Source organism: Aeromonas sp. ZOR0001 (genome assembly GCF_000801015.1).
In the GTDB taxonomy this organism is placed as follows: Bacteria; Pseudomonadota; Gammaproteobacteria; order Enterobacterales; family Aeromonadaceae; genus Aeromonas; species Aeromonas veronii.
Genome location: NZ_JRJY01000091.1, coordinates 1 through 14,780 on the forward strand (window position 1 = coordinate 1; position 14,780 = coordinate 14,780).

The 14,780-nt window shown below is 55.3% G+C and carries 14 protein-coding genes, 1 other RNA gene and 1 pseudogene; 10 read left to right on the forward strand and 6 right to left on the reverse strand.

Annotated features, from left to right (window positions below):
• The 4 genes from L972_RS21915 to L972_RS11985 all read left to right on the forward strand — a co-directional run.
• The coding region (locus L972_RS21915; protein ID WP_231560923.1) for a hypothetical protein at window positions 1-277 on the forward strand (277 nt) is incomplete at its 5' end.
• Between the two features lie 239 nt (window positions 278-516).
• Window positions 517-1,353 (forward strand): 5-dehydro-4-deoxy-D-glucuronate isomerase, encoded by an 837-nt coding sequence (gene kduI / locus L972_RS11975; protein WP_047438482.1) that lies wholly within the window; start codon window positions 517-519, stop codon window positions 1,351-1,353.
• A gap of 83 nt (window positions 1,354-1,436) precedes the next feature.
• Window positions 1,437-2,198, forward strand: coding sequence for a 2-dehydro-3-deoxy-D-gluconate 5-dehydrogenase KduD (gene kduD, locus L972_RS11980; protein ID WP_047438483.1), 762 nt, complete (start codon window positions 1,437-1,439; stop codon window positions 2,196-2,198).
• Window positions 2,199-2,207: 9 nt separating this feature from the next.
• Window positions 2,208-2,789, forward strand: coding sequence for a YgjV family protein (locus L972_RS11985; protein WP_231560924.1), 582 nt, complete (start codon window positions 2,208-2,210; stop codon window positions 2,787-2,789).
• Between the two features lie 70 nt (window positions 2,790-2,859).
• On the opposite strand, the gene kdgR is transcribed toward L972_RS11985, so the two are convergent.
• Entirely contained in the window at window positions 2,860-3,654 is a 795-nt protein-coding gene (gene kdgR / locus L972_RS11990; RefSeq protein ID WP_047438487.1) for a DNA-binding transcriptional regulator KdgR, read from the reverse strand.
• A 249-nt stretch (window positions 3,655-3,903) separates the two neighbouring features.
• On the opposite strand from kdgR, the gene L972_RS11995 reads away from it, so the two are divergent.
• The 4 genes from L972_RS11995 (at window position 3,904) to kdgT (ending at window position 7,134) form a co-directional block, all read left to right on the forward strand.
• Window positions 3,904-4,863, forward strand: coding sequence for a sugar kinase (locus L972_RS11995; RefSeq protein ID WP_052200057.1), 960 nt, complete (start codon window positions 3,904-3,906; stop codon window positions 4,861-4,863).
• The gene (locus tag L972_RS12000; RefSeq protein ID WP_047438488.1) at window positions 4,847-5,467 is read left to right on the forward strand and encodes a bifunctional 4-hydroxy-2-oxoglutarate aldolase/2-dehydro-3-deoxy-phosphogluconate aldolase; all 621 of its coding nucleotides are present in this window, start codon (window positions 4,847-4,849) and stop codon (window positions 5,465-5,467) included. The genes L972_RS11995 and L972_RS12000 overlap by 17 nt, the downstream gene beginning before the upstream one ends.
• Window positions 5,468-5,601: 134 nt before the next feature.
• Window positions 5,602-6,075, forward strand: a complete 474-nt coding sequence (locus tag L972_RS12005) for a YhcH/YjgK/YiaL family protein (protein WP_047438490.1) — start codon at window positions 5,602-5,604, stop codon at window positions 6,073-6,075.
• A gap of 63 nt (window positions 6,076-6,138) precedes the next feature.
• The gene (kdgT, locus tag L972_RS12010; protein ID WP_047438492.1) at window positions 6,139-7,134 is read left to right on the forward strand and encodes a 2-keto-3-deoxygluconate transporter; all 996 of its coding nucleotides are present in this window, start codon (window positions 6,139-6,141) and stop codon (window positions 7,132-7,134) included.
• Window positions 7,135-7,546: 412 nt separating this feature from the next.
• On the opposite strand, the pseudogene L972_RS12015 reads toward kdgT, so the two are convergent.
• From L972_RS12015 to smpB, 3 genes and pseudogenes are all read right to left on the reverse strand, one after another.
• Window positions 7,547-8,581, reverse strand: a pseudogene (locus L972_RS12015) (phage integrase central domain-containing protein); the annotation flags it as partial.
• Window positions 8,582-8,843: 262 nt separating this feature from the next.
• Window positions 8,844-9,203: a transfer-messenger RNA gene (gene ssrA, locus L972_RS20910) on the reverse strand.
• A gap of 166 nt (window positions 9,204-9,369) precedes the next feature.
• The gene (gene smpB / locus L972_RS12020) at window positions 9,370-9,858 is read right to left on the reverse strand and encodes an SsrA-binding protein SmpB (protein ID WP_005334498.1); all 489 of its coding nucleotides are present in this window, start codon (window positions 9,856-9,858) and stop codon (window positions 9,370-9,372) included.
• A 169-nt stretch (window positions 9,859-10,027) separates the two neighbouring features.
• Between smpB and L972_RS12025 the strand changes: the two genes are divergently transcribed.
• Both L972_RS12025 and L972_RS12030 read left to right on the forward strand, forming a co-directional pair.
• Window positions 10,028-10,462 (forward strand): SRPBCC family protein, encoded by a 435-nt coding sequence (locus L972_RS12025; protein WP_005334496.1) that lies wholly within the window; start codon window positions 10,028-10,030, stop codon window positions 10,460-10,462.
• Window positions 10,455-10,802, forward strand: coding sequence for an RnfH family protein (locus L972_RS12030; RefSeq protein WP_042054648.1), 348 nt, complete (start codon window positions 10,455-10,457; stop codon window positions 10,800-10,802). Before L972_RS12025 ends, L972_RS12030 begins: the two co-directional genes overlap by 8 nt.
• Window positions 10,803-10,882: 80 nt before the next feature.
• Here L972_RS12030 and L972_RS12035 read toward each other — a convergent pair whose 3' ends face one another.
• Together L972_RS12035 and fadE are read right to left on the reverse strand one after the other, a co-directional pair.
• Window positions 10,883-12,157, reverse strand: a complete 1,275-nt coding sequence (locus L972_RS12035) for an amidohydrolase (protein ID WP_047438494.1) — start codon at window positions 12,155-12,157, stop codon at window positions 10,883-10,885.
• Between the two features lie 156 nt (window positions 12,158-12,313).
• Window positions 12,314-14,770: an acyl-CoA dehydrogenase FadE gene (gene fadE, locus L972_RS12040; protein WP_047438495.1), complete on the reverse strand. Its 2,457-nt coding sequence runs from the start codon at window positions 14,768-14,770 to the stop codon at window positions 12,314-12,316.
• Between the last annotated feature and the right edge of the window lie 10 nt (window positions 14,771-14,780).

A 14,780-nucleotide genomic window follows, 5' to 3' on the forward strand; every position in this document is an offset into this window, starting at 1 on the left:
GATTAGCCTTTCAACACGTAATTGGGACAGAGCCTATTTTTACGGGGGGAGTTGGGGAGAGGTAGGCGAGTGCCTGATGAGCCAGACTGAAAACTCACCACAATGTTGCCTTGTTCTGGCCTGCATTATACGCGTCAACCATAAACAAATGAGTCTATCCTCCAACTGCAAAGTGGGGCTTGTACAAAACTCACTCGCCATCATCTTGGTACCCAAGAATCACCCGGATGGCACGAAGAAGGGTTCACTTTACAAAGAGAACTCAGCTCAGGGATGACTCCTGTGCTCATAGCCGCTATTTCCATACCCATATCGCTACTACTTACCGACTTGCCTCTGTGGGCTGACAGACACCCGAAGTGTCAATTTCCCGGAATTAGCTCAAAATCACAAAATCAAAACAACGTTTCACTTTTAAATTGATGGCGTTTCCTTTTATTGGTATCGTGCGTTCCACAAAGTAAAGCGTAAGTACGCAGTCATTGATGCCGTAAAGGCCCTGAATTGAGGTTCATTATGCAAATTCGTCAAAGCATCCATAGCGACCATGCCAAGCAACTTGATACTCAGGGCCTGCGCCGTGAGTTTCTGGTTGAGGAGATCTTCACCCCGAACAAGCTGACCATGACCTACAGCCACATCGATCGCATCGTGTTCGGTGGCATGATGCCGGTTAACGGTCCGCTTGGCTTCTCAGACGAGCTAGGTAAGACCTTTGGTGTCAGCTATTTCCTCGAACGTCGCGAGCTTGGGCTTATCAACATCGGTGGCCCCGGTGTAGTTACTGTGGATGGAACCACCTTTGAAGTCGGTAATGCCGAAGCGCTTTACGTGGGACAGGGTGCCAGGGAGCTAAGTTTTGCCAGCGTCGATGCCTCGCAACCGGCCAAGTTTTACTACAACAGTGCTCCGGCCCACATGCATTTCCCGACCCGCAAAGTCACCAAGGAGCAGGCTTCCCCCAGCACCATCGGTGACGCGTCTACCAGCAACCGTCGCACCATCTACAAATACCTGGTGCCGGATGTACTGCCGACCTGTCAATTGGTAATGGGCATGACCAAGCTGGAGGAAGGTAGTTTGTGGAACACCATGCCTTGCCACACTCATGAGCGTCGTATGGAGGTCTACTTCTACTTCAACATGAAAGAGGATGCGGCTGTATTCCACATGATGGGCAAGCCTGACGAGACTCGCCATTTGCTGATCCACAACGAGCAGGCAGTGATCTCGCCAAGTTGGTCCATTCACTCCGGGGTAGGTACCCAGGCTTATACCTTTATCTGGGGCATGGTCGGCGAGAATCAGGTGTTCGGTGACATGGATCATGTTGCCATCGAGGATCTGCGTTAATTCCCTTTATGTCCGGGCCCGCTTCAGATGGCCGCATCACCACCATCAAGACTGTCACGCTGGGTGGCAGCAGAGGAAATAAGATGATTCTCAATGCATTCGATTTGAAGGGTAAGATTGCCATCGTGACCGGTTGCGATACCGGTCTGGGTCAGGGTATGGCGTTGGGCCTGGCTCAGGCAGGCTGTGACATCGTTGGTGTCAACATTGTCGAGCCTACCGATACCATTGCCAAGGTCGAGGCCATTGGCCGCCAGTTCCTTAGCCTCAAGGCCGATGTCAGCAAGGTGGATACCTTACCAGGACTGGTGGATCAGGCCGTCTCCCGGTTTGGTCGGGTCGACATCCTAGTCAACAACGCTGGCATCATTCGCCGCGAAGACGCCATCAACTTCAACGAGAAGGACTGGGATGATGTGATGAACATCAACATCAAGAGTGTCTTCTTCATGTCCCAGGCAGTCGCGAAGCAGTTTATCGCTCAGGGCCTGGGTGGCAAGATCATCAATATTGCCTCCATGCTCTCGTATCAGGGTGGGATCAGAGTGCCTTCCTACACAGCCTCCAAGAGCGGCGTGATGGGGATCACCCGCCTGCTGGCCAATGAATGGGCAAGCCAAGGTATCAACGTTAACGCCATTGCTCCCGGTTACATGGCCACCAACAATACGACAGCTCTGCGTGCAGATGAGGATCGCAATGCTGCCATTCTGGAACGGATCCCGGCCGGACGTTGGGGTGTACCCGATGACATGATGGGCCCGGCAGTCTTCCTTGCCTCTGCGGCTTCCGACTACATCAATGGCTACACAATCGCTGTGGATGGTGGCTGGTTGGCCCGCTGATCTCTTAAGATGCAACAAGGCGCCAATGGCGCCTTTTTTGTTCAATCCTGTTACGGAATTTACCCTATGCATCTTGATGCACCTTGGCTGGCCCAGCTCCTTGGGTTGCTGGCTTGCGCTATCGGTGCCACCGCTTTTTTGCAACACCAGGATCAGAAATTGCGGCGGCACCTGACCCTTAATGGGGTACTTTTGGCTCTGCATTTTATGATGCTCGGTGCGACGGTCGCCGCCATAAACTGCCTGCTGTGTGCAGTCCGCACGTGGGTTTCCGGGTACCACCGAACGTTAAGTGTCATGTGGAGCGTTATTGTGTTGGTTTGGGTGCTGGTGCTTCCTCAGCTGGAACACCCCATGCAATTGCTCACCCTGACGGGGACCACGTTGAGTACCTATGCCCTGTTCAGATTGGATGGACTACCACTGCGAGGGTGCATGCTGGTCAGCAGTCTCTGTTGGGTTGTACACAACCTCTGGGCTGGTTCGATTGGCGGGAGTCTGTTAGAGGGGATGTTCTTCGTCATCAATGGCTACACCATGGTTTCCCTCTACCGACACCAAGGTGTAGCGCCGCTCGGTCGGGTTCGATAACCGGGAGCATTGAGTGGATGCCTGACTGGTATCCACTCATATGATGAGGCTAAGTAAGGCGCTTACACTCTCAGTTTGAGGTAAAGGGATAGTCGTGATAGCCAAGCTCCGCCGAAATGCGGGCAGCAGCTTCATGTAGCAAACTAACAAGTTCGGCACGTTTGCTTTCTTCAAAACGGACTATCGGTAGTGACAAAGAGAGCCCGGTGATGATGCGCCCCATCCGGTTGTAGATAGGCACACCGAAGCAACGCAGCCCGTTCTCATTTTCTTCATTGTCTTCCGCATAGCCTTGCTCGCGCACCTGTGCCAGCTCCGCCAACAGGGCATCAACATTAGCCAGGGTATGCTCGGTGAAGCGCTCAAACGTTACTCCGGCCAACATGCTCCGCACCTCTTCTTCTGGTAGCCAAGCCATCATTACCTTGCCAAGTGCGGTGCTGTAGAGTGGGCAGCGGCGACCGATACGGGAGTACATACGCAGATTGTATTCGGAGTCGATCTTGTGCAGATAGACGACACTGTTTTCATCGAGTGCCCCTAGGTGCAGCGTTTCTTTGGTCAACTTACCCAACCGGTACATCTGGACATCAGCGATTTGGATCAAATCCTGGTGCTCCAGCGCTCTTCCACCCAGTTCGAAAAGCTTCAGACTAAGGGTGTACTTGTCAGTCTCCCCTTCCTGATTGACATAACCAAGCGTCTTCATTGTCTGCAAAAAACGATAAACAGTGCTTTTTGACATCATGATCCGCTGGGACAGCTCAGTCACTCCGATATCTTTTTGTTCACTCAAGGCCTGCAAGATACCGAACACTTTCAGTACTGACGAGACCGAATCCGGTGAGTTATCTACCGCTGACATCTATATCCCCTTATAAAATCTATCGTTTCATTATATTTGAAACAAGCGCGCAATCATAGCCAAGGTCGCAGCTACCTTACCTGATTACGGTATCAAACAGAACCATTTAAAACGCTTCTCACGCCGGGCATCCTCCTCAGGCTGAAGAACCTTTGCGTTCTGTCACAATTTAATGAAATGGCGTTTCAATTCATTTGATAGTTTTGTTTCATTAAATAGAATGGACCCATCATAAAAGTGGGAGGACATATGGCTATCAAGGTTGCCGTCATTGGCGAATGCATGATCGAGCTATCGGAGAGCAAGGTGAACATCGTCCGCCATTTCGGTGGAGATACGCTCAACACGGCTGTCTATCTGGCACGATCCAACACTGAGCTGGCCGTACACTATGTGACCGCAATGGGAACCGATGCCATCAGCAATACCATGTTGCAGCAGTGGCAACAGGAAGGTGTCCATACCGATCTGGTGCAGCGTTTTGCTCACAAATTGCCTGGTCTCTACCTCATTGAAACTGACGAGCACGGCGAGCGGACCTTCCATTACTGGCGCAGCGATGCGGCTGCCCGTTACTGGTTGCAAGGCGATGAAGCGGAGCATATCTGCCAGCAATTGCACGAGTTCGACTACATCTATTTGAGTGGTATCAGCCTAGCCATCCTGTCCCAAGCGGACAGGGAAACCCTGCTGCAACGTCTTGCCGAGTGTCGCGCTGCCGGGGTGAAGATCGCCTTTGACAACAACTATCGGCCACGCCTTTGGGAAAGCCGCGAAGCGGCACAGCAGGCCTATCACGCCATGCTGACGCTGACTGACCTTGCTTTCCTGACACTCGATGACGAATACGCCTTGTGGGGAGATAGCCAGGTTGAGCAGACGCTGGCGCGGACTCAGACCCTCGGAGTCAGTGAAATAGTTGTCAAACGCGGTGCAGATTCCTGCCTCATCGTGCAGGACGAACGGTGCAATGAAGTACCCGCCGTGTCACTGGCACAGACGCAGGTGATAGACACTACGGCGGCTGGTGACTCGTTCAGCGCAGGTTACCTTGCCAAACGACTGGCCAACGCCTCGGTAAACGACTCAGCACACTATGCCCATCGACTGGCGAGCACTGTTATTCAGCATCGCGGCGCCATCATCCCTTTGCTGGCGATGCCAGCCACCACCAATGCCAGTGAGGAATCCCATGTCAGTATTGCTTGAACAACTGTCCAGCCTGAAGATCATCCCCGTCATCGCTATCAAGAATGCTGATGATGCAGTGGCCCTTGGTCAGGCTTTGATGGACAACGGCATGCCGAGTGCGGAAATCACCTTCCGCACACCCGCTGCGGCCGATGCCATCCGTCAACTGCGAGCAGCCTTCCCCAACATGACCATCGGGGCGGGGACCGTGCTCACTACAGCCCAAGTGGATCAGGCTATAGAAGCAGGGGTGGATTTCATCGTCAGCCCAGGACTCAATCCACGGATCGTTCAGTATTGCCAGGCGCGAGGCGTGCCTATCATCCCTGGAGTCAATAATCCCAGCTTGGTTGAGCAAGCAATGGAGCTTGGCCTGCATACACTCAAGTTCTTCCCGGCAGAGGCTTCCGGCGGGCTGGCCATGCTCAAGGCACTAAGCGCCGTCTATCCCGTTACTTTTATGCCTACCGGCGGTATCAGCCCGAGTAATGTGAAGGATTATCTGGCCCAAGGGGCAGTGTTTGCCTGCGGCGGTACCTGGATGGTCCCAGCTGAGCTCATCGAGCGGCGGGAGTGGGACAAGATTGGCTCGCTTGCACGGGATGCCATGGCGGCACTTTAAACCTCATTCGGGCCTGGTGGCCGGGCCCATACCACAAATACGTAACGATAACTCCGATCTGACTCGCTCGATAGACGGGCTCGCCTGCCTGTAACGACGATCAAGACGGACAACGCGACAAGGAAATTCGGCTCATGATCATCGGTAATATAAATCAACTCGCAATGGCGATGTTACCCACTCCATTATTGCAGCTTTTACAAAGAGAAGAGTGCTCCCATCAGCATTTGCTGAGCCAGCAGGCTGGAAAATTCGACATAATCGAGAATGACGTTTTTTATCTTATTTCAAGCCCAACCACTGCTCCTGAAAACTGCTTGAAAAGTGAATTTCATGATCAGTTTATCGATATACAAATACTGTTGTGTGGTCAAGAGGTAATTGCTACCAGTGCAGCCATTACCTCTCCACATTCATATCAGGAAACCAAGCCTGACTTGATCTTCATTGACCAAGATGAAATTACCAATCGGATACTACTTGGAACGGGTGATTTTGCCATTTTTTATCCGGGTGAAGTTCATCGTCCGACTTGCCAAGTAAATACATCGAAAAAGATAAAAAAAGCCGTGTTCAAGGTCAGCAAAACGTGGTTGGCCAATCAATAAAACTATTAAAAATACAGAATTGAAACTTTTTATGTTATTTCTTTTTTCATTATTGAGGTCTATATGAAAATCAAACAGACGTTGGATAAAATTCCGGGGGGGATCATGCTGATCCCGCTGCTTCTGGGTGCAACTTTGAATACATTTGCTCCCGGTACCGCAGAGTACTATGGTGGCTTCACCAAAGGGATCATCACAGGAACAGTGCCAATTTTGGCTGTTTGGTTCTTCTGTATCGGCGCTTCCATCAATCTCAAAGCCACCGGCACCGTGATCCGTAAATCCGGTGTACTGGTTGTCACCAAAATTGCGGTGGCCTGGTTGGTCGCCATACTGGCATCCCACCTGTTGCCTGAGCACGGGATTGAAGCTGGCTTACTCGCAGGTCTTTCAACCTTGGCTCTCGTCTCGGCTATGGATATGACTAACGGCGGTCTTTATGCCAGCCTGATGAACCAGTACGGCACCAAGGAAGAGTCTGGCGCGTTTGTGCTGATGTCTGTAGAGTCAGGTCCGTTGATGACCATGGTTATTCTGGGTGCAACAGGGTTGGCATCATTCCAAGGTCACCACTTTGTCGGTGCGATTCTGCCTTTCCTAATAGGCTTTGCCCTCGGCAACTTGGACCCTGATTTGAAGGAGTTTTTCAGCAAGGCTACTGGCACCCTAATCCCCTTCTTCGGGTTTGCATTGGGCAATACCATCAACTTCTCAGTCATTATCGATACCGGCCTGCTTGGTATTCTGCTGGGATTGGCAGTGATCGTGGTCACCGGTATTCCGCTCATTTTTGCTGACAAGTGGTTGGCTGGTGGTAATGGCACAGCTGGAGTCGCTGCCTCTTCCACCGCCGGAGCTGCCGTCGCTAACCCGATGATCATCGCCCAGATGAACCCTGCGTTTGCACCTGTGGCTCAATCTGCAACCGCGCTGGTTGCAACCTGTGTGATCGTAACGGCTGTGTTAGTACCTATCCTTACTGCTATTTACAGTAAGAGGTTCGCGATTAAAGAAAATATTATGGTTGACTCGGTGCAAGCTACATCACGCAGTGCCTAACATGACCATTTAACTGTAGCAAGTTTATTACTTATATAATAAAGCCTCTGACATACATCATGTCCGGGGCTTTATTTATTTTCGAGATATAGCGAAGGTGTAGCACTATTGGGATCAGTTATTTAGCCTGAATAGTCATCGGAGAGCTCATGTCGGAGGATATGTTAGCCGCTGCAATGTCATCGCGTAGGAATGAGATTTTGAACAATAAATTAGCAATCAGTGAGCGATTAGTTTCATGATTGGATAGTTCATAATCTGACAGATTAAACCTTTTCGGTAAGGGTTGGAGTTTTGTTGTTCTTCTCGTCATGCGCAGATCTCACACTATCAGCTTAAGTGGAGGGCAGAGTCAGACGGGCAAGGCTTTCCCGCTTTTCTCTCCGTCGAGATAGACCCGGTGGGATTCGGTTTATTCTTTGACCAGCTTGAGCGCCTTAGTGCCGTTCGCCAGAGACAGGCTTCCTTGGCTGGCATTCTCTATGTGGTCACTCCACCAGCCCATCATGATCACCCGCTGCTCAAAGTAGTCAGAGCGGTTGTAGGCGCGACGGATTTCGTTCTCATCGGTGTGGGATAGTGCGGCCTCAATGGCGTCAGGGTTGAAGCCCTGTTCGTTGAGCGTGGTACTCCCCAGCGAGCGCAAACCATGAGCCACTAGTCGCCCGCCATAACCAAGCCGTTTTAAGGCCGCATTGGCACTTTGGTCGTTGATGTGACCAAGCGGATCGCGGCGGCCAGGGAACACAAAAGGACGGTGGCCGCTGATCGGCTTCATGCGCTCCAGCAGAGAGATAGCTTGCGGGGTCAGAGGAACCCGGTGGGGGCGATCCATCTTCATCCGCTCAGCAGGGATATTCCAGACTTTGGCGTCAAGGTCGATCTCATCCCAACGGGTACCGGCTGATTCGCCCGGGCGCACCAAGGTATGCAGGCTCCATTCAATTTGGCAGCGCGTGGTCGGGTCTAACCGACCATTGGCAATGTCAGCCATCAAAAGCGGTAACTCGTCCGGTTTGAGAGTCGGCATGTGCTTTTTGGCTGGCTTCTTGAAAACCTTGCATATCGCTGAGCAGGGATTGGCATCGAGCAGGCCGTGGTTAACGCTATAGTCGAGGACTTCGTTAATCCGCTGACAAAGGCGGCGTACAGTCTCATGTTTGCCAGCTGCCTCCAGAGGGCGCAGCATCTCGATGACTTTGGGAGCACGGATCTGGTCGATGGGCATAGAACCGATGAAGGGCAACACATACAGCTCAAGAGAGCGCCACGAATCTGCGGCATAGGCTTCAGTTACATCATGGCGTTTGGGATCCAGCCACTTAGATGCCATGTGTTCAAAGGTGTTGGTGCTGGCTTCTTCCATGGCTTTGACCATGGCGGCCTGTTCTTCTTTGTGGAGCTTGGGATCAATGCCTTGGGCCAGCAGGGCGCGAGCCTTTCGCCTTAGCGTCTTCGGATGGCTTGGCGTTTTTAACTTTTGGGTCGGTTAATCTGCAGTTACCTGTTTCGCGCCTCTTTTTCTCCACCGTGACCATAACGCTCCTTAGTACCATCGAATTGAGTACCACTAACCTTGTGGTACTAATTATAGTACTCGTGAAGCTGGTTTTAGGCGACCACTTCGACTTTGTCGGACAACAAAAAACCCGCAAGACGTTGAATCTTGCGGGTTTCTGTACTTCTTCGTTCCTTCTCGGAACAATATTTGGTGGAGCTGGGGGGATTTGAACCCCCGTCCAAAATTACTACATCCTTGGCACTACATGCTTAGTCACTCTTTACATTCGCCAACCCGCTGCGGAGAGACACGCCACGAATTGACTAGCTCGATTGGTTTTAATGCTTCCGCCCCGAGCAGGACTTCCACACGATCCTGTGAAGGATGACCTTCCGATTCCCTAGGACACAGGCAAGCTAGGGTAGAAGGGCTCTATGCAGGTTATTAAGCTGCTAGTGCGTAGTTTTCGTCGTTTGCGACTATTTTTTTGCGGTTTATTAACGAGGCCTACCGCACCTCGGCATGCACCTTGGGTTTCGTGAATCTTGTCGAATCCAGAATCAGCCCCAAGTTGTTAATTGCGATTGTACGCAAAAATGCTGTCATAGCAAGGCGTTGATACCCATTCCCTCTGGCAGCCAGTCTGTTTGCCGATTTATTGTACGCAGCTGAGCCTGAAGAGCCAGCTGCGCCGGGGGAAGGTGAACTGGCGTCCTGATCCTGGCAGTAGCGGGTTAGCCGCGATGCTTGTTCTTCATGATGCGGGCTTTTTCCCGATCCCACTCGCGGGCCTTGGTATCTTCGCGCTTGTCGTGCTCTTTCTTGCCCTTCACCAGGCCGATCTCGACCTTGACCCAGCACTGTTTCCAGTAGAGGGCGAGGGGAACTATGGTGTAGCCCTGACGGGCGATCAAGCTTTCGAGCTTGTCGAGTTCACGACGGCTCAGCAGCAGTTTGCGGGTGCGGGTCGGGTCACATACCACGTGGCTGGAGGCCGCTTGCAGTGGCAGGAAGCTGGAGCCGAACAGATAGGCCTCGCCATCGCGGAAGATGACATAGGCTTCGCTGATGTTAGCCTTGCCCGCCCGCAGGGATTTGACTTCCCACCCTTGCAGGGACAGACCCGCTTCGATCTTCTCTTCGATGAAGTATTCGTGGCGCGCGGTTCTGTTGAGTGCAATGGTGCTGGACCCGGCTTTGTTTTTACTGTTTTTTTTGCTCATGACGGGCGATTTCCGGCAATGACTAGGAGGCTCGTATTATACGTAGGCAGGGGCGGCTGTAAAACGCGCAGCAGGTCAAGTGGTGGCTTTCTGAGCGGTTTGGCTGAGGTTTTACCTCCACAACCCCAAACATGGTGATAAAATCGCGCCGATTGGATGAGGAAAAGCCATGCCCCGAATTACGCGCAGTGCCCTGGTGATGTTCAGTGCAGAACAGATGTTCAAGTTGGTTAACGATGTGGATGCCTATCCGCAGTTTTTGCCCGGCTGTGTCGGCAGCCGTGTCCACGAGGCTGGCGATGACTACATGATGGCGTCGGTCGATGTGGCCAAGGCGGGGATTGCCAAGACCTTTACCACCCGCAATCAGCTGGATGTGAACCGCCAGATCAGGATGGAGCTGGTGGATGGCCCGTTCCGCAAGTTGGCGGGCTGGTGGACTTTTACCCCGCTCGATGTGGATGCCTGCAAGGTGGAGTTCGATCTCGATTTCGAGTTTACCTCCAAGCTCATCGAGGTGGCTTTTGGTCAGGTATTCCGCGATCTGGTGAGCTCCATGGTCTCCGCCTTCTCCAACCGGGCGAAGGAGGTCTACGGTGTCTGACCAGCTCAATATCGAGGTTGTCTATGCCTTGCCGCAGCAGCAGACGGTGATTGCCCTGAGGGTGGCGCCCGAGACCTGCGTGCTGGCGGCCATCGAGCAGTCCGGCATCGTGCAAAAGCACCCCGAGATCGATCTGGCGGTCAACAAGTTCGGCATCTACAGCCGACCGGTGAAAGGGAGCGAACCGCTGCACGACGGCGATCGTATCGAGATCTACCGCCCGCTCATCGCCGATCCCCGCGAGATGCGCAAAAAGCGGGCCGAGAAGGCCAAAGAGGAGGGGCGAGCCGATAGCGTGACCGGTGGCCGCCCCGATGTGCATCGCAAGCTTCGCGAGTAGCGGTCAAGTTTTCTTGCAGAAAAAAGGCGCCGAGGCGCCTTTTTTTGATCCCGTTAGCCGGTGAGCTGGCCGAGGGGATATCAAGAGAGGGCTGCTTCTATCACACCCAGCCGGGCGCGGGCCCAGGCGGCCAGTAGCTCGACCCCGCTTTGCATCACCCGCTCATCGAAATCGAATTCGTTGTGATGGTGCGGCGCCGCCAGATCGGCCCCCAGAATGAGGTAAGCCGCTTCGCCCCCCTGCTTTTGCACCCGCTCCATCAAAAAACCGGCATCTTCGCTGGCGCCAAAGCGGCGAGTCTGGATGGTGGCGAGCCCCTGCTTGCGAGCCAGCGCCGCCAGCTCGGCCTGTAGCGCCGGGCTGTTGTCGAGCGCGATGGCCTCACCCTGCTTAATGATGCGGTAGGTGACGCCGTGGGCAAGGGCTGTGCCTTCGACGATGCGTTGCACCTGGCTGAACATGTAGTCGTTGAGGGCGCTGTCGGCGCCGCGGGTTTCACCGTGCAGTTCGGCATGGTCGGGAATGACGTTGCGCCCGCTGCCAGCGTGGAGTTGGCCGATGTTGATGCGGGTCATGCCGTCGCGGTGGCGCGGAATGCCGAGCATGGCGGTGGTGGCCATGCAGGCGGCAGCCAGCGCATTGCTGCCGGCATTGGGCTCGAGCCCGGCATGGGCGGCGGTGCCCATAAAGTGGACGTCGAACTTGGTTGAACAGAGGAACTCGGTGGGGTTGATCACCAGCTCGCCGCTGCCGGCGTGAATGCCGATATGGAGCGAAAGCAGGGCATTCACATCATCGAGGGCTCCACCTGAGGCTAGCGCCTTGCCACCGCGGCACCCCTCTTCAGCGGGTTGGAAGAAGAGCTTGATGCGCCCGCACAGCTCCTCTTTCATCGCCATCAGGCGGCTGGCCAGCCCCAGACCGATGGCGGTATGGCCATCGTGGGCGCAGGCGTGCATCCACCCCTTGTTGTGGGAAGCAAAGCCCTCCTGCTGCGGCAGGTGCTGCTCGGCGGCAGACTCCTCCACCTCCACGGCATCGATGTCGAAGCGAAAGGCCAGAGTCGGGCCGGGGCGGCCGGTATCCAGCTCTCCCATCAGCCCGGTCACGTCGCCAATGCGCTCCAGCCAGTCGGGATGGGCACCCTGACGGCGGGCGCGGGCCTTCTCGGCAGCCACATCGACATCGCGCCCCATCATCAGATTGCTGGCCAGCAGCTTGTCGCCAAGCACGATGTGATAGCCGAGTTCATTCAGATGGTGGGCAATCAGGCTGGTGGTACGAAACTCTTTCCAAGCCGCTTCCGGCAGGCGGTGCAGGTCGCGGCGCCACTGGATCAGGTGCTCAAGGGTCATCCTGGCTTCCTTTGTGATTCGGTTTGCCGGCTATTGTGCACTGTTTTGCGGGCGAGGACACGGGGAAGGGCGCTGGTCGGGGGAGCTGGTCAAGCTGTTGCAGCCATGAAATAAAAAACGCCTCCACAAGGGAGGCGTTATCAGATTGCCTTGATATCAGGCGGCGCGATGGTAAGCCGAGGCTTCAAACAGCTTCTTGTTGGCCACCAGATCGATGGGGTCAAAGTCATCGACGTTGATGGTGCGCAGGCGACTCACTTCGGCACGGCGCAGCAGCTCCGCTTCGCTCTGGCTCAGCACGCCAGCCGCGAGGCCGATGTCGGCCACCTTGTCCAGAGCCAGGAAGGGGCGCTTGACGCCGTCAGCTTTGCACACCTTGTCAAACAGCGGCTCGGCAGCCAGCACGTCATCGAGCGCCTGCTCCAGCAGACCGAAGGGGTTACCCTCTTCGCGGGTCAGGTACTGCCCCTTGGCTAGGCGGCTGCGGGTCTCGCTCGGGGTTTGCAACAGGCGGGCAACCTGGTTGTCCAGCTTGTCGCTCGGACGCTTCATGTCGCGACCCAGCGGCAACACCACGGCGCGCAGGGCAAGGCCAATCCAGCGGTTCGGGAAGTTGCGCAGCAACTCGTCGATCGCCTCTTGGGCCTTGAACAGGGCATCTTGCAGTGCCCAGTGCAGCAGCGGCAGGTCGGCCTGCTGGCGTCCCTCGTCTTGATAGCGCTTGAGGGCGCTGGAGGCCAGATAGAGCTGGCTCAGCACGTCGCCAAGGCGGGCGGAGACTCGCTCCTTGCGCTTGAGCTCACCACCCAGGGTTCCCATCGCCATGTCTGACAGGAAGGCCAGGTTGGCAGAGAGGCGGGAGAGCTTCTGGTAGTAGCCTTTGGTCTGGTCGCCATAAGGTGCCGCGGTAAAACGGGCGCCGGTCACACCCAGCCAGAAGCTGCGTACCATGTTGCTGATAGCAAAACCGACGTGGCTGAATACCGCTTTGTCGAAGTCCTTGAGGGCTTGCTCCTGATCCGGATGGCTGGCCGCCAGCATTTCCGGCAATACATACGGGTGGCAGCGGATGGCACCCTGACCGTAGATGATCATGCTGCGAGTCAGGATGTTAGCCCCTTCCACCGTCACGGCGATGGGGGCACCCTGATAGCCACGAGCCAGATAGTTGTTGGGGCCCATGCAGATGGCCTTGCCGCCGTGGATGTCCATGGCATCGATGATGCACTTCTGGGCGCGGTCGGTGAGGTGGTATTTGACGATGGCGGAGATGACCGAGGGTTTCTCGCCAAGGTCGATACCGGTCACGGTCAGGTTGGCTGCGGCGCCCATGATGTAGGCGTTGCCGCCGATGCGGGCCAGCGGCTCTTCAATCCCTTCCATTTTGCCGATGGGCAGCTTGAACTGGCGACGGATGCGGCTGTAGGCACCGCTCGCCAGGGCCAGCATCTTGACACCTCCGGTACTGTTGGAGGGCAGGGTGATGCCACGACCGACCGACAGACACTCGACCAGCATGCGCCAGCCCTGACCTGCCATGGCCGGGCCACCGATAATGAAGTCGAGCGGGACGAACACATCCTTGCCCTGGGTCGGACCGTTCTGGAACGGCACGTTGAGCGGGAAGTGGCGACGGCCGATGCCGACACCCTTGATGTGAGTAGGGATCAGGGCGCAGGTGATGCCGAGCTCTTCCTCGTTACCCAACAGGTGCTCGGGGTCACGCAGTTTGAAGGCGAGACCCAGGACGGTGGCGATAGGGGCGAGGGTGATGTAGCGCTTGTTCCAGGTGAGGCGCATACCGAGCATCTCTTTACCTTCCCACTCGCCCTTGCAGACGACACCAAAGTCGGGGATGGAGCCGGCGTCAGAACCCGCCTCCGGGCTGGTCAGGGCGAAGCAGGGGATCTCTTTGCCCACCGCCAGACGCGGCAGGTAGTAATCCTTCTGCTCGTCAGTGCCATAGTGCTGCAGCAGTTCGCCCGGGCCCAGCGAATTGGGCACGCCGACGGTGGAGGCGAGCACGGCGCTGGCGCCGCACAGCTTTTGCAGGACGCAGGACTGGGCGTATGCCGAGAATTCGAGGCCGCCATATTTCTTCTTGATGATCATGGCGAAGAACTTGTTGTCCTTCAGGTATTGCCACACCTCGGGGGAGAGATCCGCACGCTCGTGGGTCACTTCCCAGTCGCTCACCATGCGGCACACTTCCTCGACCGGACCATCCATAAAGGCCTGCTCTTCGGCAGAGAGGGTGCTGACCGGGATGGCGTGCAGCTTTTTCCAGTCCGGGTTGCCCGCGAACAGATCGGCTTCCCACCAGGTGGTGCCCGCTTCAATCGCCTCTTTCTCGGTGCGGGACATCTCCGGCATGATCGATTTGTAGATCTTGAACAGCGGCTTGGTTATTTGATTGCGGCGAAATTCCACCAGATTGAGCGGGATGGCGATCACCGCGAACAGCGCCCATACCAGCAAGGGCACATGACCATAGATAGCGCCAAGCACCAGGGCGGCGCCGGTGACCAGGGTGGAGATGAACAGGGATGCCCGGCGATAGGCCAGGGCTCCGATAACCAGGATCACCCCGAGCAGAGTGAGGGTCGTCGTCATTGCTTGCTCC